At 71.7% G+C, this 24006-nt stretch carries 30 protein-coding genes; 11 read left to right on the forward strand and 19 right to left on the reverse strand.

Annotated elements, in window-relative coordinates:
* Positions 1–65 precede the first annotated feature (65 nt).
* From VGO20_RS04430 to VGO20_RS04445, 4 genes are all read right to left on the reverse strand, one after another.
* The gene (locus tag VGO20_RS04430) at positions 66–776 is read right to left on the reverse strand and encodes a M48 family metallopeptidase (RefSeq protein ID WP_327501084.1); all 711 of its coding nucleotides are present in this window, start codon (positions 774–776) and stop codon (positions 66–68) included.
* 134 nt (positions 777–910) lie between these two features.
* Positions 911–2155: a polyhydroxyalkanoate depolymerase gene (locus VGO20_RS04435; RefSeq protein WP_327501113.1), complete on the reverse strand. Its 1245-nt coding sequence runs from the start codon at positions 2153–2155 to the stop codon at positions 911–913.
* A 186-nt stretch (positions 2156–2341) separates the two neighbouring features.
* Positions 2342–3130 carry a sulfite exporter TauE/SafE family protein gene (locus VGO20_RS04440; protein ID WP_327501085.1) on the reverse strand — a complete coding sequence of 263 codons (789 nt, stop codon included), beginning with the start codon at positions 3128–3130 and terminating at the stop codon, positions 2342–2344.
* 79 nt (positions 3131–3209) lie between these two features.
* Complete coding sequence (locus VGO20_RS04445; protein ID WP_327501086.1) at positions 3210–3833, reverse strand: hypothetical protein; 624 nt, start codon at positions 3831–3833, stop codon at positions 3210–3212.
* Positions 3834–3971: 138 nt separating this feature from the next.
* On the opposite strand from VGO20_RS04445, the gene VGO20_RS04450 reads away from it, so the two are divergent.
* From VGO20_RS04450 to VGO20_RS04460, 3 genes are all read left to right on the forward strand, one after another.
* Positions 3972–4529, forward strand: coding sequence for an ankyrin repeat domain-containing protein (locus VGO20_RS04450; protein WP_327501087.1), 558 nt, complete (start codon positions 3972–3974; stop codon positions 4527–4529).
* Between the two features lie 13 nt (positions 4530–4542).
* A complete protein-coding gene (locus VGO20_RS04455; protein ID WP_327501088.1) occupies positions 4543–5535 on the forward strand; it encodes a cobalamin biosynthesis protein in 993 nt (330 codons plus the stop codon).
* A gap of 102 nt (positions 5536–5637) precedes the next feature.
* Positions 5638–5778: a hypothetical protein gene (locus tag VGO20_RS04460; RefSeq protein ID WP_327501089.1), complete on the forward strand. Its 141-nt coding sequence runs from the start codon at positions 5638–5640 to the stop codon at positions 5776–5778.
* 16 nt (positions 5779–5794) lie between these two features.
* Here VGO20_RS04460 and pspC read toward each other — a convergent pair whose 3' ends face one another.
* From pspC to VGO20_RS04480, 4 genes are read right to left on the reverse strand one after another with little or no spacing between them, the layout of a single operon-like run.
* Positions 5795–6199: an envelope stress response membrane protein PspC gene (gene pspC, locus VGO20_RS04465; RefSeq protein ID WP_327501090.1), complete on the reverse strand. Its 405-nt coding sequence runs from the start codon at positions 6197–6199 to the stop codon at positions 5795–5797.
* A complete protein-coding gene (gene pspB, locus VGO20_RS04470; RefSeq protein ID WP_327501091.1) occupies positions 6196–6429 on the reverse strand; it encodes an envelope stress response membrane protein PspB in 234 nt (77 codons plus the stop codon). Before pspB ends, pspC begins: the two co-directional genes overlap by 4 nt.
* Before the next feature lie 3 nt (positions 6430–6432).
* On the reverse strand, positions 6433–7107 hold the full coding sequence (pspA, locus tag VGO20_RS04475) for a phage shock protein PspA (RefSeq protein ID WP_327501092.1): 675 nt from the start codon (positions 7105–7107) through the stop codon (positions 6433–6435).
* Positions 7108–7141: 34 nt separating this feature from the next.
* On the reverse strand, positions 7142–7276 hold the full coding sequence (locus VGO20_RS04480) for a hypothetical protein (RefSeq protein WP_327501093.1): 135 nt from the start codon (positions 7274–7276) through the stop codon (positions 7142–7144).
* 166 nt (positions 7277–7442) lie between these two features.
* Here VGO20_RS04480 and pspF point away from each other — a divergent pair, with 166 nt between their 5' ends.
* Positions 7443–8456, forward strand: coding sequence for a phage shock protein operon transcriptional activator (gene pspF, locus VGO20_RS04485; RefSeq protein ID WP_327501094.1), 1014 nt, complete (start codon positions 7443–7445; stop codon positions 8454–8456).
* 31 nt (positions 8457–8487) lie between these two features.
* Complete coding sequence (locus tag VGO20_RS04490; RefSeq protein ID WP_327501095.1) at positions 8488–10518, forward strand: transglycosylase domain-containing protein; 2031 nt, start codon at positions 8488–8490, stop codon at positions 10516–10518.
* On the opposite strand, the gene yddG is transcribed toward VGO20_RS04490, so the two are convergent.
* The 6 genes from yddG to VGO20_RS04520 form a co-directional block, all read right to left on the reverse strand.
* Positions 10494–11435: an aromatic amino acid exporter YddG gene (gene yddG, locus VGO20_RS04495; protein ID WP_327501096.1), complete on the reverse strand. Its 942-nt coding sequence runs from the start codon at positions 11433–11435 to the stop codon at positions 10494–10496. The genes VGO20_RS04490 and yddG overlap by 25 nt on opposite strands.
* A 67-nt stretch (positions 11436–11502) precedes the next feature.
* Positions 11503–12252, reverse strand: coding sequence for an AraC family transcriptional regulator (locus tag VGO20_RS04500; RefSeq protein ID WP_327501097.1), 750 nt, complete (start codon positions 12250–12252; stop codon positions 11503–11505).
* Between the two features lie 11 nt (positions 12253–12263).
* Positions 12264–13115, reverse strand: coding sequence for a fructosamine kinase family protein (locus VGO20_RS04505; RefSeq protein ID WP_327501098.1), 852 nt, complete (start codon positions 13113–13115; stop codon positions 12264–12266).
* Between the two features lie 14 nt (positions 13116–13129).
* Positions 13130–14869, reverse strand: coding sequence for a sensor histidine kinase (locus VGO20_RS04510; RefSeq protein ID WP_327501099.1), 1740 nt, complete (start codon positions 14867–14869; stop codon positions 13130–13132).
* Positions 14856–15425, reverse strand: a complete 570-nt coding sequence (locus VGO20_RS04515; protein WP_327501100.1) for a low molecular weight protein-tyrosine-phosphatase — start codon at positions 15423–15425, stop codon at positions 14856–14858. The genes VGO20_RS04510 and VGO20_RS04515 overlap by 14 nt, the downstream gene beginning before the upstream one ends.
* 79 nt (positions 15426–15504) lie before the next feature.
* A complete protein-coding gene (locus VGO20_RS04520; protein ID WP_327501101.1) occupies positions 15505–15924 on the reverse strand; it encodes a DUF6314 family protein in 420 nt (139 codons plus the stop codon).
* An 84-nt stretch (positions 15925–16008) separates the two neighbouring features.
* Here VGO20_RS04520 and cobB point away from each other — a divergent pair, with 84 nt between their 5' ends.
* The 3 genes from cobB to VGO20_RS04535 all read left to right on the forward strand — a co-directional run bounded on the left by cobB (position 16009) and on the right by VGO20_RS04535 (position 18506).
* The gene (gene cobB, locus VGO20_RS04525) at positions 16009–16725 is read left to right on the forward strand and encodes a Sir2 family NAD+-dependent deacetylase (RefSeq protein WP_327501102.1); all 717 of its coding nucleotides are present in this window, start codon (positions 16009–16011) and stop codon (positions 16723–16725) included.
* Positions 16722–17342 (forward strand): uracil-DNA glycosylase family protein, encoded by a 621-nt coding sequence (locus VGO20_RS04530; RefSeq protein WP_327501103.1) that lies wholly within the window; start codon positions 16722–16724, stop codon positions 17340–17342. Before cobB ends, VGO20_RS04530 begins: the two co-directional genes overlap by 4 nt.
* 195 nt (positions 17343–17537) lie before the next feature.
* On the forward strand, positions 17538–18506 hold the full coding sequence (locus tag VGO20_RS04535) for an acyltransferase (protein ID WP_327501104.1): 969 nt from the start codon (positions 17538–17540) through the stop codon (positions 18504–18506).
* Positions 18507–18554: 48 nt separating this feature from the next.
* Here the strand turns inward: VGO20_RS04535 and VGO20_RS04540 are convergent, their stop codons facing one another.
* Entirely contained in the window at positions 18555–18956 is a 402-nt protein-coding gene (locus VGO20_RS04540) for a metallopeptidase family protein (RefSeq protein WP_327501105.1), read from the reverse strand.
* Here VGO20_RS04540 and VGO20_RS04545 point away from each other — a divergent pair.
* Complete coding sequence (locus VGO20_RS04545) at positions 18955–19308, forward strand: 4a-hydroxytetrahydrobiopterin dehydratase (protein WP_327501106.1); 354 nt, start codon at positions 18955–18957, stop codon at positions 19306–19308. The two genes, VGO20_RS04540 and VGO20_RS04545, sit on opposite strands and share 2 nt — an antisense overlap.
* A gap of 24 nt (positions 19309–19332) precedes the next feature.
* Here VGO20_RS04545 and VGO20_RS04550 read toward each other — a convergent pair whose 3' ends face one another.
* Entirely contained in the window at positions 19333–20094 is a 762-nt protein-coding gene (locus VGO20_RS04550; protein ID WP_327501107.1) for an SDR family NAD(P)-dependent oxidoreductase, read from the reverse strand.
* A gap of 102 nt (positions 20095–20196) precedes the next feature.
* Between VGO20_RS04550 and VGO20_RS04555 the strand changes: the two genes are divergently transcribed.
* Both VGO20_RS04555 and VGO20_RS04560 read left to right on the forward strand, forming a co-directional pair.
* Complete coding sequence (locus tag VGO20_RS04555) at positions 20197–20586, forward strand: YkvA family protein (RefSeq protein ID WP_327501108.1); 390 nt, start codon at positions 20197–20199, stop codon at positions 20584–20586.
* A gap of 82 nt (positions 20587–20668) precedes the next feature.
* Positions 20669–21649, forward strand: a complete 981-nt coding sequence (locus VGO20_RS04560) for a DMT family transporter (RefSeq protein WP_327501109.1) — start codon at positions 20669–20671, stop codon at positions 21647–21649.
* A 7-nt stretch (positions 21650–21656) separates the two neighbouring features.
* On the opposite strand, the gene VGO20_RS04565 is transcribed toward VGO20_RS04560, so the two are convergent.
* From VGO20_RS04565 to VGO20_RS04575, 3 genes are all read right to left on the reverse strand, one after another.
* Complete coding sequence (locus VGO20_RS04565; RefSeq protein WP_327501110.1) at positions 21657–22559, reverse strand: DMT family transporter; 903 nt, start codon at positions 22557–22559, stop codon at positions 21657–21659.
* Between the two features lie 127 nt (positions 22560–22686).
* Positions 22687–23484: a terminase small subunit gene (locus tag VGO20_RS04570; RefSeq protein ID WP_327501111.1), complete on the reverse strand. Its 798-nt coding sequence runs from the start codon at positions 23482–23484 to the stop codon at positions 22687–22689.
* A gap of 85 nt (positions 23485–23569) precedes the next feature.
* Positions 23570–24006, reverse strand: a 437-nt coding sequence (locus VGO20_RS04575) for an ISAs1 family transposase (protein ID WP_327501112.1), incomplete at its 5' end; no start/stop codon positions are given.

Raw genomic sequence — 24006 nt, forward strand, 5'->3', positions numbered from 1 at the left:
CCCTGTCCACCCCCGCGCCGGCAGGTCAGATCTGCGGGCATGCGGACATGCGGGCCGGCGCCGCCTCAGCCGTAGCGCAGCAGCCGCGCCCCGTTCGCCTTGAGCCAGGCGCGGGCACCCTCGGCTTCCGGGCTCAGCGTCGCGACCAGCCGCCAGAAACGGGGGCCGTGGTTCATCTCGCGCAGATGCGCCACTTCGTGGGAGACCACGTAGTCGAGCACCGGTTCAGGCGCCAGGATCAGCCGCCACGAGAAGGACAGCCGGCCGGTGGACGCGCAGCTCCCCCAGCGGCTGCGGGTGTCGCGCACCGCGACGGCGCCGAGCGAGGCGCCGATCCGCTCCGCCTTGTCGCGCGAGCGCGCGGCAAGCTCGCGCCGGGCCTCGGCGACGAGGAAGTCGCGCACGCGCCGGGCCACGAACTCCGGACTGCCGCCGACGCGGATCTCGCCATCCGCGCGCAGGGTGCCGCCGCGGTGCCGGGGGTCGTGCCTGACGACGTGGTCGGCGCCCAGGAACGGCAGCGCGACGCCATCGGCGAACGCGAGCCTCGGCGGCATGGCGGCGAGCCGGGAGCGCACCCAGTCGGCATGCCGGGCGACGAAGCGGGCCGCCTCGGCTTCCGTGACGCCGCGCGGCACCACCACCTGGATCACGTCACGGGCCGGATCGACCCGCAAGGTCATGCGGGTCGCCCGCGGGCTCTCCCGCAACTCGAGCGCGCTGGCCGGCAGGCCGGTCACCAGCAGCGGTCGGCGCGATGCGGTACGGTCGGGCACAGCCTTCTCGTGGGCGTCTCGCATGTCCGAGGTATAGAGGGAGGATGGCCGGCGCGCCACAAGGATCGTGGGCAGCCTGACACGCATGGCGGGTAAAAACGCCGCGGTTCGCCCGCGGCGGGCATCGCGAGCGGTCAGGCCGCGTCGGCTGGAGCGGCCTCGCCCGCGTGGGCACGGATGAAGCCGCGTACGCGCGGCATGATCACCTCGCGCCAGCGCCGCCCGTTGAAGATGCCGTAGTGGCCGACCCCTTCCTGGAGGTGGTCGAGCCGCTGCTCCGGGCGCAGACCCGAGCACAGCTGGTGCGCGGCGCGTGTCTGACCCGGCGCGCTGATGTCGTCGAGCTCGCCTTCCACCGTCATCAGCGCGGTCCGCGTGATCGCGCGCGGCTCGACCAACTCGCCGCGCCAGCGCATGGTGCCGCGCGGCAGGGAGTGCTTCTGGAACACGGTCGAGACGGTCTCGAGGTAGAATTCCGCCGGGAGGTCCATCACCGACAGGTACTCGTCGTAGAACCTGCGGTGCTGTTCGGCGCTCTCGCCGTCGCCGCGCACGAGGTGCTCGAACAGCCGGAGATGCTCGCCGACGTGACGGTCGAGGTTCATGGACATGAAGCCCGTGAGCTGGATGAACCCGGGATAGACCTGCCTCAACCCGCCCGGGTAGTAGATCGGGACCGTGGCCACGACGTTGCGCTCGAACCAGGACAGCGGCCTGGTCTCGGCAAGGCGCGTCACGACGGTGGGGGCCGCCGTCGTGTCGATCGGGCCGCCCATCAGCACCATGCTGCGCGGCTGGTGCGGATCGCCCGACTGGGCCATCACCGACACCGCGGCCAGCACCGGCACCGCCGGCTGGCACACCGCCATCACGTGGACCTCCGGTCCGAGCAGGCGCAGGAACTCGATCACGTAGTCGACGTAGTCGTCCATGCCGAAGCCGCCGCGCGCGAGCGGGACCTTGCGGGCATCGATCCAGTCCGTGACGTAGACGTCGTGCTCGGGAAGCAGTGCCGCCACGGTGCCGCGCAGCAGCGTCGCGTGATGCCCCGACATGGGCGCCACCAGCAGCACCTTGGGGTCGTCACGCTCCACCGCGCGCTCGAAACGAACGAGGTTGCAGAACGGCTTGTGCGCGACGGTCGTCTCCGTCACCGCGACCGGGGTTCCCTCGATCACGGTTTCGGCGAGCCCGAACTCCGGTTTGGCGAAACGGCGCGTCGTCCTCTCCAGCAACTCCGCGCCAGCGGCGACGGTCCGCCCGAAGCGGGTGTAGGAGGCGGGAACGAACGGGTGCTGGAACGTGGCCTGGGTCGCTTCGGCAACCAGACGGATCGGCAACCATGCAGCCTGCTGCAGGTCATAGAGTTGGTAGAGCAATGCGACCCTCACCTACTGTTCACGGCCACGCGGCAATGCGCGTGCTGCGGGGCAGCGAGCCGAGCCGTGCGGCGTTGCGCCGCACGTTTCTTCAACAAGGTGATGTAGGAATGGTTGCCCGAAAGTAAACGGATTGCATCGAGCGTAGCCGTCGCACGGCGCTATGGCGCAGCCATGGCCCAAGCGCTATGGCGCAGCCATGGCCCAAGCCATGTAGCCGAGGACGGCGGCGTTGACGACCATCAGCACCGGAGCCGCCCGACGCACCGGACCGTCCAGAGCACGTCCGGCCACATGCCCGGCCCAGCCGATCGCGACCAGGCTCGGCGCGGTTCCCAGCGCGAAGGCGAGCATGCCGATCCCGCCGGCGGCGGGGTTGCCGCTCGCGGCCGCGGCCGCGAGCGCGCCGTAGAGCAGCCCGCAGGGGAGGAAGCCGAGCGCGAAGCCCAGGGCGTAGCCGCGCCATCCCGTGGGGGTGCCGAGCAGTGCCCTCAGGCGTGCCGTCAGGGCGCGTGCCCAGGGCTTGCGCGCCGCGGCCGCACAGCCCGGCCTTCCGGCCCGCGCCCGGGCGAGCCCGAACCGGCGCAGCGCATTGGCGAGGAAGACGGCGGCCGCGAGCAGGAGCAGGCCGGCGGAGAGCCAGCGGAGGCCCGGCATGGAACCGAGCGTCCCCGCGGTGGCCGCCGCCGCCGCGCCGAGCGCCCCGTAGGCGGTGGCGCGCCCGAGATGATACGGCAGCAGGGCCGCGGCCACGATCCGGTGCAACTCGCCCATGCGCGCGGCCGGCACGCGTTCCAGCCGCGCGCCGACCTGGGCCAGCACCAGCGGCCCGCACATACCCGGGCAGTGGCCGAGCCCGCCGGCCAGTCCCGCCGCCAACAGCATCGCCGCGAGCGCGCCGTCGCCTTCGGCCGCGAGCCCGGCACACCGGGCGATCCCGAGTTCGAGCAGGGTAAGGAGGCCGTACTGGTCCAATCGCCCATCCTCGTGGTTTGGGCGAGTTTGGCGCACGGGCCGGGGTCGGGGCCTTGACCTGCGTCAAGAGCCGGGCGGATCAGATGGTGCGCCCGCCCGGGATCGGGTCTGGCTGGGCCAGTTCGTGGGTCTCGACCGGCCGTACGCTGTAGCGGGACAAGATCTCCGTCACCATCCGCTCATGCCCGGGATCGCGCAGGTTGACCCACACCAGGATGCCGCCTTTGCGAAGATGCTCGTCGAGCCACTCCGCGCGCTGCCCGGATACCCAGCGCGAGACCAGTGCGCCCAATCCACCCGCGCCGAGACCTGCCGCCGCCGCCCCGGCTGCGGCGATGGCGGCGCCGCCGCCGGTCGCGACGATCGCGCCGGCAGCGACGACCGCGCCGATATAGGCCGGGATCGCGGCGGCGGCTCCCTCGGCGTTGCCGACCTCCTCCGGCGCGACGTAGGAGGTGCGCGGCGCATTCGGGTCGTGCTTGGCCTCGTCGATGGAGCGATAGGTACTGTGGATCCTGTTCTCCACGGTCTCGTCGCTGGCCAGCAGGCTGATGTCCTGGCGCTCGACGCCGCTCAGGGTGAGGTCGTCGATCGCCCGGTGCAGGGTCTCGACGTCGCCGATCACGGCGATGGCTTCGCGCACGCGCGGCAGGTCCGCGTCGACCGGTGCCACCCTGTCTGTGTCATGGAATTTTTCGGTCATCGACCTCTCCTCTTCGCTCCCTGGGCAAACCGCCCGGCGTTCCCGGCGTTCCCTGCGATTCGCTGTCGCCTCCGGGGAGCAATTCCGGCTAGAGTCCCGCCCCATGAAACTTCGTGCGAACGCAGTCGAGTGGGAATCATGAAGAAGCGGCTGTTCGGCATCATCGCCCTGGCGCTGGCCTGGACCGCAGCACCGGTTCACGCCGAAATCGTCCTGTTCCAGGCCCCCGACATCATCAAGGCGGCGGCGCAGGACGACGTCGACACCGTCCGCCAGCTCCTGATGCGCGGCACCAACGCGAATACCCACGACGCATCGGGCAAGACGTCCCTGATCATCGCCGCGACTTCCGGCAACTTGGGCCTGATCGACGTTCTGCTCGATCATGGCGCGAACCTCGATGCGACCGACAAGGTCGGCAACACGGCGCTGATGTGGGCGGCCGAACAAGGCGACGCGGCGGTCGTGGAGCGGCTGATCGAAGGCGGGGCGAACGTGAACAAGGAAAACCGGCAAGGGATGACGCCCCTGATGGCGGCGGCCCGCAGCGGCCGGCTCGACGCGGTGCGTGCCCTGCTGGATGCCGGCGCCCGGCCGGAAATCCTCGATTTCACCGGGCGCAGCGCACGCATGTGGGCCCAGGACGGCCGCAATCCGCGCGTGGTCGACGTCCTGGCGGCGGCCGAAACCCGCTGACCGGGCGGGCCGCGTGCCCGACTTCCTGCCGCTCCTCGCGGGGCCCGACCGTCTGATCGTGCTCCTGCTGGCGCTGGCGCTCGACGCGTATCTCGGGGACTGGGGGCCGGTTTCGCGGGCGACCTCGCCGCCGGCCCGGCTGGTCCGGGCGGCGGCGCGCATTGCGGAGCGGCGGCTCAACAGGCTTCAGCGAAGCGAGGCGACCCGGCGCGCACGCGGCGCATTGCTGGTCGCCGCCCTCGTACTGCCGGCGGCCGCGTTCGGCTGGTTCGCGGCGGGGCTGGCGGAAGGCTTTCCTTATGGCTGGCTGGCCGACCTGTACCTGTTGCTGGCCGCGCTGGGGGCGAACCGGCCCTGGACCGCGGCGCTGGCGGCTGCCCGCGCGCTCGACGGCGGGGACGGCGAGAGCGCGAGGGAGGAGCTGCGCGGCGTCACGCGCCGGAACCTCTCCGGATCGGATCTCCACGCAGTGGCGCGGGCCGGGATCGAGCTGCTTGCCCACAGCCTGGGCCGGCATGCCGTGGCGCCGCTGTTCTGGTACGTGCTCCTGGGGCTGCCGGGCCTGTTGGTCTGGCTGGTCGTCGAAGCGATGGACGCCGAACTCGGGCGGACGGTCTCCAGCCAAGCCGGGTTCGGCGCCGCCGCCGTCCGGACGGCCAGGTTTCTCGGCCTGCTGCCGGCCTTGCTGGCAGGGCTGCTGGCAGCAACCGCGGCCAGCTTCGTGGCGACGGCGCGACTCCGGCCGGCGGTCGCGGCCATGGTCCGGGACGCGCGTCGATACCGGCGTTTCAACGACGAAAGTTGTCCGGCCGCGGCGTTCGCGGGTGCACTCGACCTCTCGCTCGGCGGGCCGAGGCGGGAGGGCGAGGTCGTCGTTCGCGCCCCTTGGATCGGCCAGGGGCGGGCCCGCGCCACGGCAGCCGACCTGCGGCGCGCCGTAGCGCTGTACTGGACATCGTTGCTGGTCGCGGGCGGCGCGGTCGCGGCGCTCGCGCTCGCGGCGTGACCATGCGGCAGTGCGGCATTACTGCCGCACTGCCACTTTTTTTTCACTTTTCAGACACACTGATTTGGAGCAGCATGCTCCGGAGCGCAGGGGAGGATCACAATGGAAGTCGCGTTGCTCGCGATCGCGATCGGAATTGCCGCCGCGGGATTCCTGGCGGCCAAGCGGTCGCAGCGCCCGGCCCCGGTCCGTGTCCGGGCAACCGCCGACCGCCGCCGCATGCCCCGCCGGGCACGCGACTGACCGCCGGCCGTCCCCATCATTTCTCCAGGTCGTTGATCGCCCGGTTGAGTTCGAATTCCTGGGTCGTGACGCAGGTCTCCATCGCACCGATCCGCCGCTCCAGGTCGCGGAACTTGTGCCTCAAGCCGCCCAGCGTCCGGTCCGGCTTCATGGTGACGCTGCGCCAGAACTCCTCGTCCGCCGGTGAGCCGTAGAGGTCGTCGGGCGTCGGCTTCAGCAGGAAGGCCAGCAGGAAATAGCCGATCAGCACCGGCATCGAGAAGAACACCAGCCCCAGCACCGCCAGTATCCGGACCAGCAGGGCATCGAAACCGAGATAGTCGGCGATGCCGGCGCAGACGCCGAACACCTTGCCCTTGTGCGGGTTGCGGTAGAGGCGGTGGGGGTTCGGTGAGGAGAAGGGGCTGTCTTTTCCGATCATGATCTGGTCCTCCATCCCGGAGCCTCGGCGTCGAGGATCTTCTCGAGGCTGGTGACGCGGTTCTCGATCCGCTGGGCGCTGTCCCACATCTCCGCCAGCATCCGCTCGTCCTCGGCGGAGAGCGACCGCGACGTGCGCCACCGGGTCAGGTAGTGGAAGATGATCCAGATCGGCGCCACGATCGTCAGGAACAGCACCGCCAGGACCAGGAAGACTCCGCCGCCGATCATGGCTCAGCCTGCCGTCTTCTGGTTGTGCATCCGCGCCTTGAGCTCTTCGAGCTCCTGCTCGACGCGGCCGTCGTTCCGCAACTCCGCGAACTCGTCGTCGAGCGTGCGCGGGCGGCCGATGTCGTAGCTCTCGACCCGACCTTCCATCTCGTCGAGGGAGCGCTCGATCTGCTCGAAACGGGCGAAGGCGTCGGTGATCCGCTCGTCGTAGATCTGGCTGCGCACCTTGAGGCGCTGGGCGGCGGACTTGTGGCGGGCGACGAGAGACTTCTCGCGCGTCCTCGCGTCGTTCAGCTTCTGCTGGAGCCGGGCGATGTCCTCGCCGCTCTTCGCCAGCGCGTCCTCGATCTGGCGGAGCTGCCGGGTCAGCGTCTCGTGCTGCTCGACCAGCCGCGCCTTCGCGACCAGAGCGCCGCGAGCCAGGTCGTCGCGGTCCTTGGACAGGGCGAACTCGGCCTTGCGCTGCCAGTCGTCGCGCTCACGCTCGACCTCGGCGATCCGCCGTTCGATCTCCTTCTTCTCGGCGATCGTCTTGACGGTGCCCGAGCGCACCTCGACGAGCGTGTCCTCCATCTCCTGGATGATCAGGCGGATCAGCTTCTCCGGGTCCTCGGCGCGGTCGAGCAGCGAGTTGAGGTTGGAGTTCACGATGTCGGTCAGGCGGGAGAATATTCCCATGGTCGTCCTCGATTTCAGTCGGTCTGGAACTGGGTCAGGTCAGCAGGGCCGCGACCACGAAGCCGGCGGCGAAGAACGCCCAGTGCTCGGCGGTACGGCTGCGCAGATAGTCCGCAAGGCGGGTGCCGGTGCCATGGCGCGTGCGGGTCTGGTTTCGATACGGGTTCATGGGCGCAGGAAGTTCCTTGAAGTGGGGTCGTTGTCCCTGTCCTCCCTATCAGCAAGGCCCGTGCCATCCTCCGGAGCCCCGGTTTTCCTTGATGCGTGACGGCGGCGTGCCTACTTGAATCGCCAAGGAATGGCGAATTTCGCGAATCATTGGCGATTCCAGCACCGTGAACCCGCAATCAAGCCTACCGCCCCTGATCGGTTCCGCGCCGGCTTTCCAGGGCATGCTCGAGCAGGTATCCCGCCTGGCCCCGCTCGACCGTCCGATCCTCGTGGTCGGAGAGCGTGGGACGGGCAAGGAGCTTGTGGCGGCGCGCCTGCATTACCTGTCGCGCCGGTGGGACCGGCCGTTCGTGAAGCTCAACTGCGCGGCCCTGTCCGAATCGCTGCTGGAGAGCGAACTGTTCGGCCACGAGGCCGGAGCCTTCACCGGTGCCGCGCGCCGGCGACCCGGCCGTTTCGAGGCCGCCGACGGCGGCAGCCTGTTCCTGGACGAGATCGCTACCGCCTCCTCGCGCGTTCAGGAGAAACTGCTCCGGGTGGTGGAATATGGCGAGTACGAGCGCCTGGGCGGCAGCGACACGCTGAGGGTGGATACGCGGGTCATCGGCGCCACCAACGCCGACCTCCCCGCCATGGCCGAGGCGGGGGGGTTCCGCGCGGACCTGCTGGACAGGCTGGCCTTCGACGTGGTGACGGTCCCGCCGCTGAGGGCGCGTCGCGACGACATCCCGCTCCTGGCCGAGCATTTCGGCATGGCCATGGCGCGCGAACTCGGCTGGAAGCTGTTCCCGGGCTTCACCCCGTCGGCCCTCGAACTGTTGCTCGGCCATGACTGGCCCGGCAACGTGCGCGAGTTGAGGAACGTCGTCGAGCGTGCGGTCGGCCGGGCCGAACGCTCCGACCGGCCGGTCGGCGGCATCGTCCTCGATCCGTTCCGCTCTCCCTGGCGGCCGGAACGGCCCACCGCCGCCGCCGCCGCCGCCCAAGCCCCGCCCGCCGGACCGGCGCCGGCACCCGGGGATTTCGCCGAATGCGTGGCGGCCTTCGAGTCCGGCTTGCTCGAGGACGCGCTGCGGCGGGAAAGATTCAACCAGAAAGCCACAGCCGCGGCGTTGGGCCTGAGCTACCATCAGCTCCGCCGCCTTCTGCGGCGCCACGGACTCCAGGCCGGACCGTGACGCACCTGCCCTCGACCGGCGAAAGGCTCCCGTGAGCAAGCGCAAGACCACCGACACGTCATCCCGCAAGCCCGCAGGCAAACCGCCCCCGGGGCGCCGCACCGCCGCGCGGCCGACGTCCCGAGGGCGCGGTTGGGGCGCCACCATCGCGAAATGGATGGCGGTCGCCGGCATCTGGGCGGTGATCCTGGTCGTCGGCGCAGTGGCCTATTTCGCCTACGACCTGCCGGACATCTCCGAGGTCGAGGCACCGAGCCGGCGGCCGGCGATCACGATGCTCGCGTCGGACGGGACGACTTTCGCCCGCTACGGAGACCTGCATGGCACGATGGTCAACGCGGCCGACCTGCCCGAGCATCTCGTGAACGCGGTGATCGCGACCGAGGACCGGCGCTTCTACAGCCATTTCGGCGTCGATCCCATCGGCCTCGCCCGCGCCGTCTACACCAACTGGCGCAGGGGTGCGCTCGTCCAGGGCGGATCGACGATCACGCAGCAGCTCGCCAAGAACCTGTTCCTCACGCCCGAGCGCACGCTGCGGCGCAAGGTCCAGGAGGCGCTGCTGGCGTTCTGGCTGGAGCGCACATACACCAAGAACCAGATCCTGACCGCCTATCTGAACCGGGTCTATCTCGGGGCCGGCACCTATGGCGTCGAAGCGGCGGCGCGGACCTATTTCGGCAAGTCGGCGATGGAGGTCGACCTGCGCGAGGCCGCGATCCTCGCCGGGCTGCTCAAGGCGCCGTCCCGCTTCTCGCCCGCGAGCAACCCGGCCAAGGCGGCCGAGCGGGCCAATGTCGTGCTCGGCGCGATGACCCAGGCCGGCTTCCTCTCGGCAGCCGAGGTGGAGGCGTTGCGCAGCCAGCCGCCGCTTCCGAGGCGCAAGCCCGGCGAGGACGCCTGGCGCTACTTCGCGGACTGGGTGGCGGAGCAGGTCCCGGCGCTGATCGGCGTCGACCATCCCGACGTCGTCGTCCGTACGACGCTCGACATCGGCCTCCAGCGCGCGGCGGAACGGCGGACGGACGCGCTGCTCGCCGGCCCCGGCCGGGAGGTGAAGGCCGGCTCGGCGGCCGTCCTGACGATGGCGCCCGACGGCGCGATCCGGGTGATGATCGGGGGAGGCGACTACGGCGAGAGCCAGTTCAACCGGGCGACCCAGGCCTTGCGCCAGCCCGGATCGTCGTTCAAGCCGCTCGTGTTCCTCGCGGCCGTCGAGGCCGGGCTGACGGGCGGCAGCCGGATCGACGACGGCCCGCTCCGCATCGGCACCTGGCAGCCGAAGAACTTCGAGCCCGGCCACAGCGGTCTCATACCGCTGTCCGACGCGCTCGCCTTCTCGATCAACACGTCGGCGGTCAGGGTCCTGGACCATGCCGGCATCGAGCGCACCCAGGGAGTGGCCCGGCGGCTCGGCATCGCCTCGCCGGTCGGCAACGACCTCAGCGTCGCGCTCGGCACCAGCGAGGTGACGCTGCTGGAGCTGACCGGCGCCTACGCCGCGTTCGCGAACGGCGGCAGGGCGGTGATCCCCTACGGCGTGACCGAGATCCTGGACCGGAACGGGCGGGTGCTCTACAGCCGCGCCGGCGCCGAGCTCAAACCCGCCGTGTCGCGCACGCATCTGGCCGAGCTCAACCGGATGATGATCGGCGCCGTCGAGTACGGGACCGGCAAGGCCGCGCGCCTGGACCGGATGGCGGCCGGCAAGACCGGCACCACCCAGGACCATCGCGACGCCTGGTTCGTGGGGTTCACCGCCGACTACGTCACCGGCGTCTGGCTCGGCAACGACGACAACGCGCCGATGGCGAGGGTCACAGGCGGCGGGCTGCCGGCGCGGCTGTGGCACGACGTCATGGCTTCGGCGCATGAAGGCCTGCCTCCGCGCCCGATCCCGGGCCTGGACGCCCCCGCGCCTGCCGCCCCGCTGCTGGTATCCGACGACCGTGCCGCCCCGCCCGCCGGATCCCCGGCGCTGAGCGGGATAGGCGCGCTGATCCGGAAGCTGACCGGCAACGCGAAGGTCGAATACACCTATCCGACCGGCAAGGACGACTGAGGCGCGGGCCGCCGCGCCGGCCGCAGAAGGTCGCGGCTCGCCAGAAGCGCACCGCCCACGATCAGGACGCAGGCGGCCCAGACCGTCCAGCGCCCCTCGGCCAGGCCGAGCGCGATCAGCAGAAGGGTCGAAAGCAGCGGCGCCGCGTAGGACATGGCGCCGAGTGCGCGGATGTCGCCGTGCTTGACCCCGTGGTCCCAGACGAAGAAGGCGGCGCCGACGGGGCCCAGGCCGAGGGCGGCGAGCGCCGCCCAGGCGAGGGGCCCGTTCGGCCACGCGGTCTGTTCGAAGGCGAGATGGCAGAGGGCCGCCAGCACGGCCGTCGCCAGGCAGAAGCCGCCGACCGCGTCGGTCGGCACGTCGCCGAAGCGGCGGCTCAGAACCGAATAGGCGCTCCAGGTCACGGCGCAGGCGAGGGCCGCGAGATAGCCGGGCAGGTATTGCGCGCGGATGCCCTCGAAGCCCGAGCCGCGGGTCACCAGCAGCACGGTGCCGGCAAGCCCCGCCAGGGCGCCCGCACCGTGCCACCAGCGCAGGCGTTCGCCCGGCAGCAGCGCCGAGAACAGGACGATCAGCAGCGGCCAAAGGTAGTTCAGCAGGTTCGCCTCGACCGGCGGGGCGGACTGCAGCGCCAGGAAATAGAAGAAGTGGTAGCCGAAAAGGCCGCCGACCCCGAGCAGCCAGACCGCCGGCGGCTGGCGCAGATGGGTGAACGGGTTGCGGCCGCGGACCAGCGAGCCGGCGGCGCCGACCAGGAAGGCGACGGCGAACGCGACGGCGCACATCTGGAACGGCGGCAAGCCGCCGGCCAGCGTGGTCAGGGCCGCGAGCGTCGACCACATCAAGATGGCGCTGGCGCCGATCGCGGTGGCGCGGCCGACGGAGGGGCGGGAACGGCGGTGGGCGAGGGCGGTCATGCCGGGAACGGGGGCTCGGTTGGGAACGGCCCCATCAATACACCGAGCGCGGCCCCTCCTTCTTGGCTCAGCCTGACGCGGTCTTGACCCGGGCTGCGCGCCTCAGCGCCGCCGGCGTCACGCCGCGCCGCCGCCGCAGGCTGCGCGTCAGGGCCGTCTGGTCGGAATAGCCGCAGGCGAGCGCCACCTCGACGATCGGCAGGCGGCCTTCCTCCAGCAGGCGCACGGCCTGGTCGAGCCGGAACTCGGCCAGCCACTCGGCCGGAGTGCGGCCGAGCGCCGCCCGGAACCGGCGGTGCAGGTGGCCGGTCGACATGCCGGCGGCACGGGCGAGGTCGGCCACCGCGACGGGCTCGGCGAACCGGGCGCGCAGATGGGCGAGCGCCCGCACGATCCCGGCGGGCAGGTCCGGCTCCGGCCGGGCCGCGCGGCGTGCGAGCGCGTGGGTCAGCAGGCCGCAGGCATGGGCCGCAGCCGGCCCGTCGAGCCCTCCCTCCGCCGCCTCGAAGGCGAGATGGCGGACGAGGTGGCGCAATCCCGCGTCGACCGCGAAGAAGGGGCGTGCCGCCGCCCGGCGCAGCAGTTCGCCCGGCAGGTCCGCATCGTGCAGGTCGAGCACGACGAACCGGTTGTCCCCGTCGGCGCAAAAGCCGTGCTCGGTGCCGCACGCGATCATCGCCCCGCAGCCGAAGTCGACCTGGCCGCCGACCGTCCCGATCTCCATCTCCAGCACGCCCGCCACCGGCAGCACGATCTGGTGGAAGTCGTGGGCGTGGCTGTGGCGCACTCCTGCGTAGCTGCGTGTCGCGAGGTCCATGCTCCCCCCCCTTATCCCACCAGCCGGCGGACGGTGGCGGCGGCCTGGGCCCCATATGTACCGCCGAACAGCCGGACATGCACGAGCAGCGGATAGAGGTTGTAGAGATCGCGCCGCAGCTCGAAGAAGCCCGGCCGGATCGGGCGCAGCTCGCCGTAGCGGCGGAAGAAGGCCTCGCCGAAGGTGCCGAACAGGGTCGTGAAGGCAAGCTCCACCTCCGCATCGGCGTGGTGGATCGCCGGATCGATGAAGGCGGCGACCCGGCCGTCGCGGACCAGCACGTTGCCGCCCCAGAGGTCGCCATGCACCAGCGAAGGCGGTCCCGGCGGGCCGATCAGTTCCGGCAGCCGGGCGGCGACCCGCTCCAGCCCGGCCATCAGGCCGGCGTCGATCCGGCCCTGCTCCAGCGCCGCGCGGCCCATGTGCAGCAGGCGGCGGTCGCGGAAGAAGGCGATCCAGTCGCCGCTCTCGGCGTTGGGCTGGGGCAGCGGGCCGATCGTCGTGACGCGGGGAAAGCCGTAGCGCTCCGCCGTCACCCCGTGCAGCGCCGCGACCAGCTCGGCCGCATGCTCCTGCGTGCGGTCGTCCAGCCGGCCGGAGGTCTCGACATGGTCCATCACGAGGAGGTCCGCCGCGGCATGATGCAGCTTCGGGACGGGAAGCGGGGTCCGGCGCGCGAGGTGGTCGAGCATGAAGCCCTCCACCGCCAGCCCGGGCCCGTGCTTGGCCACCAGCCGGCGCCCGTCCGCCATCTCGACCAGGAACAGCTGCGAGGCGGTCCCGCCGCCGAGCGGGGAGAGGCGGCGCACGCGGCCGCCGACCGCAGTCTCAATTCGGGCAGCGTCGATCCGGGCTTGGTCCACCCGCGCCTCCACGATCAGGACGAGGCCTGCGCCCGTTCCGGGCGCAGGTGCAGGGTGAACCGCATCCCCGGCTCCGCCGCGCCGGTCTCCAGCCTGCCGTCGAAGCGCTCCGCGAGCGCCCGGACGAGCCGCATGCCGAAGCCGGCCGAGCCGGGCGACCGCGGCGTCGCGACCAGCCCGGCGCCGCGGTCGCGGACCGAGACCGACAGTTCGCCGTCCGCGGACCGCGCGACACCCACGTCGACCGTCCAGCCGCCCGGCGCCGGGTCGGCGGGCCGGCCGTACTTGAAGGCGTTGGTGACCAGCTCGTTGACCGCCAGCCCGACCGAAACCGCGACGTCCGGCGCAAGCTGCACGGCCTCGCCCCCGACCTCGACGCGCCAGCGGTTGTGGTCGGTCCGGGCGGAGCGCTCCAGGTCGGCGCACAGGTCGCGCAGGTAGTCGACCAGGTCGATCGAGCCGGGTTCGCCGCCGCGATGCAGCCGCTCGTGCAGCCTGGCCACGGCGGTGACCCGCGAGACGGCCTCGTCGAACTGCCCGCGGACGTCGTCGCCGGGGAACGCGGCCCCCTGGATGCGCAGCATCGACGCGACGAGCTGGAGGCTGTTGCCGACGCGGTGGTTGACCTCGTGCAGCAGCAGTTCCTTCTGGGCGAGCAGGGCCTCCTTCTCGCCGAGGGCCTGCGTCAGCGCCGCCGTCCGGTCCGCCACGCGCTGCTCCAGCTCCTCGTTCATGGTGACCAGAATGCGCGCGCGTTCGGCCAGGCGCCTGCGATACCCCTCCTCGACATGGGCCCAGCGCAAGGCGTAGGCGAGTGCCGCCGCCAGTCCCGCGGCCGCGAGCGCCGCGACCGCCGCATAGGGCAGAACGGTCGAGAGCCAGGAGCGGAACACCGCATCCCCCGGCAGGCCGAGAACCACGTACAGGGGATAGGCCCCGACCTTGCGGTACCAGGCCAGGCGCTGCACGCCGTCGATGTTGGACCGGTAGCCGATCCACTGGCCGTTGGGCGATTCCCGGGCCAGGTCGAGCAGGCGCGGAGAAAGGCGCGTGTCGAGGAGTTCCCCGGCCGGCAGCGGCGGCACGCGCATCAGCAGGCGGCCGTCCTCGCGCGCCCAGACGAAGCTGGCGTCGCCGAAGAACGCGAGCGACTGGTAGAAACGGGCCAGCTCGCCGGGCTCGAAGGACACCACAGCGATGCCGAGGAGGGTGCCATCGGGCGCGGAGATGCGCCGGCTCGCGGTGAAGATCAGGCTGCCGTCGATCAGCGCCAGCATCGGCTCGCCGAGATGGAGGCCGACGTCGTTTCCGAGATGGGCCCGGAAATAGGAGCGGTCCCGCACGTCGGTGCCGAGCGCCGTCTCGGCGGACGCGACGCGGACGATCCCCTCCGCGTCCACGACGAAGAGGCGGAAGGCGTCGGGCACCATCCGCTTGAGGTGCAGCAGCTCCGAACGCAGTCCGGCGAGCGAGGCCGGATCGGACCAGTCGGCGTCGTGGATGCGTCCGCCGACCAGTTCGAGAAGCAGGTCGGCGGACGCGACGAGCCGCTCCGCCTCGCGCCCGACCAGCGTGAGGACCGATTCCGCCTGGGCCTCGACCGCGTCGCGCGTGCGCGAGTGGCTGATCCAGCCGGCCGCCGCCAGCAGGGTCACGATGAGCAGGGTCGCGGCCACCGCGCTGAGGCGGTAGCGCCTGACCAGTCCCGGAAGGACCGGCTCCGCGTCGGAGGCGCGGTAGTCATCCGCCGTCATCGCCACTCCGGTCGAGTACGTCCCGGCGGTCGCGGACCAGGGCTGCGAGAAGTCCGTGCGACGCCGCCTCGATCAGTACGAACGTCTCGTCGAAATGGTTCTCACCGCCGTAGTAGGGATCGGGGACGTCGCGGACGGGGGCATCGGGGGCATAGTCCAGGAACAGCCGGACCCGCTCGCGCGCCTCCGCCGGCGCCTGGCGCAGCAGGGCCTCGCGGTGGCCGCGGTCCATCGCGAGGATCAGGTCGAAATCCGCGAAGTCCGACGGCCGCACGCGGCGCGCCCGCAGTCCGGAAATGTCGATGCCGCGGCGCCCAGCGCAGGCGGCCGAGCGGGGGTCGGGCGGATCGCCGACATGGTAGTCGTGCGTCCCGGCGCTGTCGGTCGCGACGAGGCCCTCGAGGCCGGCCTCGCGCAGCAGGTGGCGGAACACCCCTTCGGCCGTCGGCGAGCGGCAGATGTTGCCCGTGCAGACGAACAGGACGCGCAGGGCCAGTGCCTCGCGCGGGCCCGGGTTCGCGGAACCGACGGTTCTCCTGGGCTCGCGACTGGTCACCGCTCCGTTCCGTTCGACACCGTTTCGGGGTTGGCGGCAGTATGACCGCAGCCGGCCGGCCGGGCCACCACAATGAGCTTCAGGACAGGCGGCGGTACCGGGTGGAGATCCGCTGGTCCTTGCGCGGGCCGGTGACCTCCCATTCGACCCACCACTGCGCGCCGGCCGCGACGCCGAAGGTCCCCCGGTAGAGGTCGGCGCCGCAGCGGTGGACGACCTCCGAGCGGCCGGCGGTCAGGTCCAGGTCGACGAAGGGCGTGCCGTCGTGGCGGGTTATCGCCGCGCGGCCGGGCTGCGGGAAGTCGTAGAAATAGGACTGCTCGGCCGTGCCGACGTGATCGCCGAAGCGGAGCTTGCCGGCCTCGCTGTAGAGCAGGCGCCGGCCGCTGGGCGCGAACAGGGCCGTGCCCTCCATCGTGCCACCTTGCCCGATGCGGCCGTCGACCAGGATGCGGTCGAGCCTCCACACTCCGAGGAGGAAGTCCCGGAGGTCCGACACCGGCCAGAGTCTCGCGTTTCCGTCAGCCACCGCAGCCTCTAAACTCTCGTCCCGATCCCATGTAAGGGAGTAACGGTTAAGGCCATGACAATGCACCCGAGCGAAAGGATCGTCATCCTGACCGGGGCGGGTATCTCCAAGGAGTCCGGCCTCGACACGTTCCGCTGCGCCGGCGGGCTGTGGTCGCAGGTGAGGATCGAGGACGTCGCGACCCCGGAGGCCTTCGCCCGCGATCCAGGGCGGGTCCAGTCCTTCTACGACGCGCGCCGGCGCGGCCTGCTCGAGCAGGCGGTGCGGCCCAATGCCGCGCACGAGGCGCTGGCCGAGCTGGAGCGCCGCCTGCCGGGCGAGGTGCTGGTCGTGACCCAGAACATCGACGACCTGCACGACCGGGCGGGGCAGGGCAACCTCGTCCACATGCACGGCGAACTGCTGAAGGCGCGCTGCACCCGGTGCGAGGCGGTGGTGCCGCGGCGCGACGACCTGGCCCCCGACCCGCGCTGCCCCGCCTGCGGGGCGCAGGGCCTGCGCCCGCACGTGGTCTGGTTCGGCGAGATGCCGCTGGAGATGGAGCGCATCTACGCGGCGCTGGCGGGGTGCGAGCTGTTCGTCTCGATCGGCACCTCGGGCAACGTCTACCCGGCCGCCGGCTTCGTGCGCGAGGCCCGGGCGGCGGGTGCGCGGACGGTCGAGCTGAACCTCGAGCCGTCGGAGGGCGCCAGCCTGTTCGACGAGGCGGTCTACGGCCCCGCGACCCGCACCGTCCCCGACTTCGTGGCGCGGCTGATCGCGGGCCGATGACGCAGGCGGGCGAAGCGGCGGCGCTGGCCGCCCTCCTCGAAGAGGTCCGGGCCTGCCGCCTGTGCGCGGCGCACCTGCCCCTCGGCCCGCGGCCGGTGGTGAGGGCATCGCCGACCGCGCGCCTGCTGATCGTCGGCCAGGCGCCGGGCACGCGCGTCCATGCCAACGGCACGCCCTGGGACGACGCGTCGGGCGACCGGCTGCGCGCCTGGCTCGGCCTCGACCGCGAGACCTTCTACGACGAGAGCCGGATCGCCATCGTGCCGATGGGGTTCTGCTACCCCGGCACGGCGCCGCGCGGAGGCGACCTGCCGCCGCGCCCGGAATGCGCCCCCGCGTGGCATCCGGCGCTGCTGCGGCTGATGCCGCGGGTCGAGCTGACGCTGCTGGTCGGCGCCCACGCACAGACGCGCTACCTGGGCACGACGGCGAGGGCCGGCATGACCCGCACGGTCGCGCAATGGCGCGACCGGCTGCCGGCCTTCCTGCCCACGCCGCATCCGAGCTGGCGCAACACCGGCTGGCTCCGGCGGAACCCGTGGTTCGAGGCCGAACTGGTGCCGGAGCTGCGCCGGCGCGTGGCCGGGCTCCTCGGCTATTCCGCCGAGCGTACCTAACCCTCACGCAGGACCGGGAAGGGGTACCGCACGAGTCCCGGGACTACCGGGGGCCCGCGCGCTGTTGATCGCGTGCATTCGGAATTCGGGTTGCCCCCGTCAGGCATATCCGAAGGTCGAAACCGGAGCCCGGGAGTACTACGTACAATGCCTAACGTCGCGGAGAAGCGACCCGGCGGCGGTCGTATAGAATGGATGGACGCCCTGCGCGGGATGGCCCTCGTGCTGGTGGTCTTCGACCACGCGATCCGGTTCACCGAGATCTACGCGGGCGGGGTGCCGGAACCGGCCGGCTTCTTCAGCCAGATGCTGAACCCGCTCCGCATGCCGGCCATGGTGTTCCTGTCGGGGATGCTGCTGCACGCCTCGCTGGCCAAGGGCCCGGCCGTCTATGTCGGCGGCAAGGTCCGCAACGTGCTGTATCCCTACCTGCTGTGGTCCGTGGTCTACGTCACGCTGTTCCTGCTGGCCTCGCCGGTCACGGGCGGCGAGCACCGGCTGAGGGACTACCTGCAGATCCTCTACCTTCCGCCCGCCCATCTGTGGTTCCTCCACAACCTGTTCCTGTTCTACCTGCTGATGCTGGTCCTGCGGCCCGTGCCGCGCCTGGTGCTGGCGGCGGGCGGCTTCGCGGCGGCGCTGGCGGTGCCCGAGCCGATGGAGGTGTCGCGCTTCTGCTTCCTGTTCGCGTTCTTCGCCCTGGGCGACGCGGCCGGACGCAGGGCCGGGACGTGGGAACGGATCAAGGCGGCGCCGCCGGCCGTCGGCGCGGGCCTGCTGCTCGCGTCGGGCCTGGCGTGGGCGGCCTGGGCGGGGCTGGAGCTGCGCTACCAGGTGGCGGGCGTGCCGTTCGTGCTGGGCGGGCTGCTGGCGCTGGTCCTGCTGGCCGAAGGCGTCTGCCGGACGGCGGCGTCCACGGTGCTGCGCCACATCGGGCGCAACTCGCTGACGCTGTACGTCCTGCACTGGCTGGCGATCGCGGCGGCGGCGGTGCCGCTCGGCCGGGTGCTGCCTCCCGGCTCCGAGGGGGTGATGCTGGCGCTCACCTTCGCGGCCGGGCTGCTCGGCTCGCTGGCGCTGGCATGGGCGGCGCGGCGGATCGGCCCCACCTGGCTGTTCGCCCTGCCGCGCGTGCCGAAGCGCCGGCTGGCGCACGCGGACTGAGGCGCCGGCCGGCGCATGCGGACTGAGGCGCCGGCCGGCCGGCCGGGCTCAGTCCGGGACGCCCTGCTCGATCGCGTCCATGTCGTCGTCGGAGAAGCCGAAATGGTGCCCGGCCTCGTGGATCAGGACGTGGCGCACGAGATGGGCGAGGTCCTCGCCGCTCTCGCACCAGTAGTCGAGCAGGGGGCGGCGATACAGGTAGATCATGTCGACGTCCTGCGGAGCCGATGCGACGCTCTTGTTGTTGAGGCTGACGCCGCGGTAAAGACCGAGCAGGTCGAAGGGGCTCTCCAGGCCCATCTCCGTCTCGGTCTCCTCGTCGGGGAAGTCCTCGACGCGGATCACGACGTCGTTCAGGTGCCGGGCCAGCTCGGCGGGAATGGAGGCGAAAGCCTCCTCGGCGAGCCGCTCGATGTCGGCGATGCTGGGGGCGGTGGTGTAGGCCGGCATGCGGGGGTCCGTTCGTTCTTGCCAACGCACGAGGAGGAGAAACGAGGTCATGGCCGAGAAACTGGTCGGAGCGAGACGTCAGGCGGCGCTCGCCGAACTCCACGGCTGGGTCGAGGTGGCCGATCGCGACGCCATCCGCAAGACCTATCACTTCGCGAGCTTCGTCGAAGCCTTCGGCTTCATGACCAAGGTCGCGCTGATGGCCGAGAAGGCGGACCACCACCCCGAATGGTTCAACGTCTACGACCGGGTCGAGGTCATCCTGACCACGCACGACGCCGACGGGGTCACGGACCGCGACATCCGGATGGCGCGCGCCATGGACCAGATCGCCCCCGCCCACGACCGCTGAGGGCCGGGGCCGGGGCGCCGGACGTCACTTCGGCTGCATGCGCATCGCGCCGTCGAGGCGGATCACCTCGCCGTTCAGCATCACGTTGCCGAGGATGTGCAGCACGAGGTCGGCGTATTCCTCCGGCCGGCCGAAGCGGGTCGGGAACGGCACCGTGGCGGCGAGGCTGTCCTGCACCTCCTGCGGCATGCCCAGCAGCATCGGCGTGCCGATCAGGCCGGGGGCGATGGTCATGACCCGGATGCCGGAGCGCGCGAACTCGCGCGCGGCCGGCAGCCCGAGCGCCACGACGCCGCCCTTGGAGGCGCCGTAGGCCGCCTGGCCGATCTGCCCCTCGAAGGCGGCGACGGAGGCGGTGTTGACGATGACCCCGCGCTCGGCCGTGTCGAGGGCGTCGAGCTTCGTCATGTCGTGGGCGGCGAGCCGCAGGATGTTGAAGGTGCCGACGAGGTTGATGTCGATCACCCGCTTGAACGCGGCGAGGTCGAGCGGCCCGTCGCGCCCGACGATGCGGCCGGCGGTAGCGACGCCGGCGCAGTTGACGGCGACCCGCGCCGGGCCATGGGCCTCGCGCGCCCGGGCGACCGCGGCCTCGGCGCTGGCGGCGTCCGAGACGTCGCAGGCGACCGCAATGCCGCCGATCTCGCGCGCGACCGCGTCGGCGGCGTCCAGGTTGACGTCGAACAGCGCGACCTTGGCCCCCGCCGCGGCCAGCCTGCGCGCCGTCGCCGCCCCCATGCCCGAGCCGCCGCCGGTCACGATCGCCGCATGTCCCTTAACGTCCATGGTCATCTCCGTCTGCTGAACCGCGTCCCGCGGCGTCCGCCTCCCTCTTAGCAGATCGTTCCGGCGATTGCAGGATCGGAACCGCCCACCCAGATCTGTGGGATGGAAAACCACGCCGACCTCGTCCACACGCGGGTGGACCCTTCGACGGCCGAGCGCGACGAGCGCATCGTGCGCACGGGATTCTGGGCGAAGCTGCGGGCGAACCTGCACCGCATCCCGTTCCTGGACGACCTGCTGGCCGCCTATTTCTGCGCCATCGACCCCGCGACCCCGGCCAAGGCGAAGGGCGTCCTGCTGGCGGCGCTGGCCTATTTCGTGCTGCCGGTCGACGTCCTGCCGGACTTCCTGGCCGTCCTCGGCTTCACCGACGACGCGACGGTGCTGCTGGCGGCGCTGCGCGTCGTGCAGAGCCATGTCCGGCCCGAGCACCGGGAGCGCGCCCGCGCCGCGCTGGCGTCCGAGCGCGAAACGCCGGCGCCCGGGGACTGACCCCGGGAAACGCTCCCCGCCGGCGGTGCGATCGCCTATACCATCCGTTCCGGATCTCGACGGGGGCGGCATGGCGGGCGGAGTGAAGACGGATACGGTTCGGGGCGTGCTGTGGGTCCTGACGGGGACCTTCGTGTTCTCGCTGGTCTTCGCCTCGGGCAAGCTCAGCGGCGGCACCGTCCCGGTGCTGCAGATCGTGTTCATCCGCTATCTCGGCGGGCTGGTCGTCCTGCTGACGGCCTCGGCGCTGCTGCGCGAGGCGCGGGTGTTCGCGACGCCGCAGCCTTTCATGCATGCGATGCGGGCCCTGTGCGGGATCGGCGCCGCGCTGTGCATCGTCTACGCCCCCATGCACATGCCGATCGCCGACGCGACCGCGATCGGCCTGACCCAGGGCATGCTGGTGATCGTGCTGGCGGTCCTGTTCCTGGGCGAGCGGGTGACGGCGCGGCACTGGCTCGCCGCGCTGGTGTGCACCGCCGGGGCGCTGATCGTGGTGCGCGGCGACGCCGGCGGCCCGTCGCTCGCCTCGACCCACCTGTTCCCGGCGCTGGTCGCGTTCCTGGGCGCGCTGCTGCTGGCCAGCGAGATCATCCTGATCAAGGTGCTGTCGGCGCGCGAGCGGCCGTTCACGATCCTGATCTGGGTCAACGGCATCGCGACCCTGCTCCTGACGGTGCCGATCGCGCTGACCTGGGAGCCGGTCCCGCTGGGCACGCTGCTGCCGCTCTGCCTGCTCGGCCCGCTCGCGATCTTCGGGCAGTACTGCAACATCCGGGGCTTCCGGCTGGCCGACGCGTCGCTGGTCGGCCCGATCGGCTACAGCTGGATCGTCTTCGCGGGGCTGATCGGCTTCGTCTTCTTCGGCGAGCGGCCCGGCCCCGCGACGCTCGCGGGGGTGACGCTGATCGTGGGCGGCGGCGTCGCGCTGACGCGCATGCACGCCCGGCGGCCCGCGCCGGCCGTGGCGGTGCCCCCCGCGGCGCCGGCCTTGGCGCCCGCCGTGGAGCCTGCCGGGGAGCCTGCGGTCCCGCCGGACGCCGCGCGCCCATCGCGGAGCTGAGGCCGGCCTACCTGCCGCGGCGCGCGAGCGTCGCCTCGCGATGCGCGATGTAGAGGGTCGAGCCGGCGATGACGGCGGCGCCGACCCAGGTCCACGCGTCGAGGACCTCGCCGAAGGCGAACCAGCCCAGCAGGGCCGAGATCGGCAGCTTCACGTAGTCGAGCGGCATCAGCGCCGAGGCGTCGGCGGCGTGGAAGGCCCGGGTCACCGCGAGCTGGCCGAGCGTCGCGATGCCGCCGAGCACGACCATCAGGCCGAGCACCGGCCAGCTCGGCCATTGCCAGACGAAGAGCGCCGGGACCAGCGACATCGGCGTCAGGAAGAGCGCCATGTAGGTGACCATCGCCGTGGTCGGCTCGGTCCGGGCCAGCGACTTGACCTGGAGCGCCGTCGCCGCGTTGAGCACGGCCGAGAACAGCACGAGCAGGGCGGCGAGGCTGAGCGTCTCCGGGGTCGGCCGGATCACGATCACGACGCCCAGGAAGCCGATCGCCGTGGCGGTCCAGCGCCGGCGGCGCACCACCTCGCCCAGGAACAGCGCGGCGCCGACGGTGGCGAACAGCGGCGTCGTGAAGCCGAGCGTGACCGCGGTCCCGAGCGGCATCAGGCTGAGGCCGAGGAACCAGGTCAACATCGCGCACAGCCCGGTCAGGCACCGGGTGAGATAGAGCCGCAGCCGGCCGGTGCGCATCCCGCCGAAGCCCGTCCGCACCAGCCACGGCGTCAGGAAGGCGAGGCTGAAGGCGCAGCGGAAGAAGGCGATCTGGAACGGATGCAGATGCTCGGCGCCGACGCGGATCAGCAGGTTCAGCACCGCGAACAGGACCGCGGACACGATCATCCACAGCGCGCCGGAGAGTGCCGCGGACGGGGCGGACGGGTGGACGCGCGGGGGGACGTGCTCGGGCATGGCGGAGCGACGGTAAGCCGTCGGCCGGCACGGTGGAAGCGCGAAGACGACTGCGTTCCCGCAGGCCAGCAATGCCCGTTTCCGGGAGCTGGCGGCTTTCGGGCGGCGGGCCGGGGCGGGCGTCCGCTCAGTCGTCCGCGATGCCGGGCGAGGGCGGCCGGACGATCATGGCGCGGCCGATCTCGCGCAGCCTGGCGTCGAGGGCGCTGAGCGGCCGGTCGTCCTCGTCGTCGTGGGGGTCGTCGTGGGGGTCGTCGTGGAGGGCGTGGAGGACGGATTCGAAGGCGGCGGCGTTCTTGTCGGTGGCGGCCAGCAGGGCCTCGATCTCGTCCAGTTCATCACGCAATGACACGGGACGCCCGGGGGCAGCCGGCTTCGGGGACGCGGAAACCCGTCCGGCGTCATGTTTCGTCACGGTTCGTACCGGGCCGGCCTGCGCGTGCAGCTCGGCCCCGATCTCCTCGCGCAGCCTGGCGGCGATCTCCTCGCGCATTTCGGCGCGCAGTTCCTCGGCGATCTCGGGGCGCATCTGCTCGCGCAGGTCGTCGCGGACCTCGTCGTGCAGGCGCTCGCGCTCGCGCGGGGTCAGGGTGCGCTGGGCGCGGACGTCCTTCTCGAAGCGCCACCACTGCGCCATCGTGCGGCTGGCGGCCTCGGACTTGCCGTTCTTCCAGAAGATGTCGAGCATCCGCTCGTACTTGCGGCGCATGCTGTCGATCATGGCCTGCTCGCGGTTCTCCTCCGCCTCGCGTAGCGCGCCGATGCGGGCCTGGACGTCGTCGCGCGCCCACAGCTCCGCGGCGTGCCGGCGGGCGGCAACGGGCGCGTAGCCGGCGCGGCGCGCGGCCTCGGCCAGGGGCTCGCCGCGCGCGGCGGCGCGGCAGAACTGCTCGACGCGCGGCGGCAGGGGGGCGGGCGTGTCCATGGCGGGCTCTCCTCATTCCGGTTGAATGGACAAGGAGAGAACAAAATAGGACGATAGTCAAGAGAACATCCCCTCTCCCGCACGGTCATCGCATTTGGCCGAGGATGGATCTTGCGAAGTCGTTGGACCATCCTGAGCGCTTTCGCTTGCGCCGGATCGAGATTTCGGGGCGGGCGCGTCGGAGGACGTTGAGGGCGAGCTTGCGCAAGGTGGCGAGGTTTTCCGGGCCGTGGTCCTTGCGGTTTCGGGCACGATCCTCGTCGAAGGTGACGTCGAGCACCCAGTGCAAGCTGTTCTCGATCGCCCAGTGGGCGCGCGCGGCCTGCAGGTAGGCCGCGGGCGACAGCGCGCGGGAGGAGAGGTGGTAGTGCCGGGTCGTGGCGGTCTTGCCGCGGTGCTCGACGGTGGTCTCGATCAGGCCCAGGCAGGTCATGTCGGGTAGCAGCACCGGCTCGCTCGAAGCCGATTTCGGCCCGCGCAGCCAATCGAGGTCATGGCTGACCCAGGCCCGCCGGATCTCGA

Origin of the sequence: Arenibaculum sp. (assembly GCF_035998295.1) — a bacterium.
GTDB lineage: Bacteria > Pseudomonadota > Alphaproteobacteria > Azospirillales > Azospirillaceae > DASYHS01.

What these genes read in the sequence shown, in the direction of transcription:
- VGO20_RS04510 (WP_327501099.1), bottom strand. Translation starts at nt 14,869, where the DNA reads ATGACGGCGGATGACTACCGCGCCTCCGACGCGGAGCCGGTCCTTCCG.
- VGO20_RS04445 (WP_327501086.1), bottom strand. Translation starts at nt 3,833, where the DNA reads ATGACCGAAAAATTCCATGACACAGACAGGGTGGCACCGGTCGACGCG.
- VGO20_RS04500 (WP_327501097.1), bottom strand. Translation starts at nt 12,252, where the DNA reads ATGGACCTCGCGACACGCAGCTACGCAGGAGTGCGCCACAGCCACGCC.
- pspB (WP_327501091.1), bottom strand. Translation starts at nt 6,429, where the DNA reads ATGATCGGCGGCGGAGTCTTCCTGGTCCTGGCGGTGCTGTTCCTGACG.
- VGO20_RS04550 (WP_327501107.1), bottom strand. Translation starts at nt 20,094, where the DNA reads ATGGACGTTAAGGGACATGCGGCGATCGTGACCGGCGGCGGCTCGGGC.
- VGO20_RS04530 (WP_327501103.1), top strand. Translation starts at nt 16,722, where the DNA reads ATGACGCAGGCGGGCGAAGCGGCGGCGCTGGCCGCCCTCCTCGAAGAG.
- cobB (WP_327501102.1), top strand. Translation starts at nt 16,009, where the DNA reads ATGACAATGCACCCGAGCGAAAGGATCGTCATCCTGACCGGGGCGGGT.
- pspC (WP_327501090.1), bottom strand. Translation starts at nt 6,199, where the DNA reads ATGATCGGAAAAGACAGCCCCTTCTCCTCACCGAACCCCCACCGCCTC.
- yddG (WP_327501096.1), bottom strand. Translation starts at nt 11,435, where the DNA reads ATGACCGCCCTCGCCCACCGCCGTTCCCGCCCCTCCGTCGGCCGCGCC.
- VGO20_RS04540 (WP_327501105.1), bottom strand. Translation starts at nt 18,956, where the DNA reads ATGCCGGCCTACACCACCGCCCCCAGCATCGCCGACATCGAGCGGCTC.
- pspA (WP_327501092.1), bottom strand. Translation starts at nt 7,107, where the DNA reads ATGGGAATATTCTCCCGCCTGACCGACATCGTGAACTCCAACCTCAAC.
- VGO20_RS04570 (WP_327501111.1), bottom strand. Translation starts at nt 23,484, where the DNA reads ATGGACACGCCCGCCCCCCTGCCGCCGCGCGTCGAGCAGTTCTGCCGC.
- VGO20_RS04565 (WP_327501110.1), bottom strand. Translation starts at nt 22,559, where the DNA reads ATGCCCGAGCACGTCCCCCCGCGCGTCCACCCGTCCGCCCCGTCCGCG.
- VGO20_RS04480 (WP_327501093.1), bottom strand. Translation starts at nt 7,276, where the DNA reads ATGAACCCGTATCGAAACCAGACCCGCACGCGCCATGGCACCGGCACC.
- VGO20_RS04545 (WP_327501106.1), top strand. Translation starts at nt 18,955, where the DNA reads ATGCGGGGGTCCGTTCGTTCTTGCCAACGCACGAGGAGGAGAAACGAG.
- VGO20_RS04555 (WP_327501108.1), top strand. Translation starts at nt 20,197, where the DNA reads ATGGAAAACCACGCCGACCTCGTCCACACGCGGGTGGACCCTTCGACG.
- VGO20_RS04460 (WP_327501089.1), top strand. Translation starts at nt 5,638, where the DNA reads ATGGAAGTCGCGTTGCTCGCGATCGCGATCGGAATTGCCGCCGCGGGA.
- VGO20_RS04450 (WP_327501087.1), top strand. Translation starts at nt 3,972, where the DNA reads ATGAAGAAGCGGCTGTTCGGCATCATCGCCCTGGCGCTGGCCTGGACC.
- VGO20_RS04535 (WP_327501104.1), top strand. Translation starts at nt 17,538, where the DNA reads ATGGACGCCCTGCGCGGGATGGCCCTCGTGCTGGTGGTCTTCGACCAC.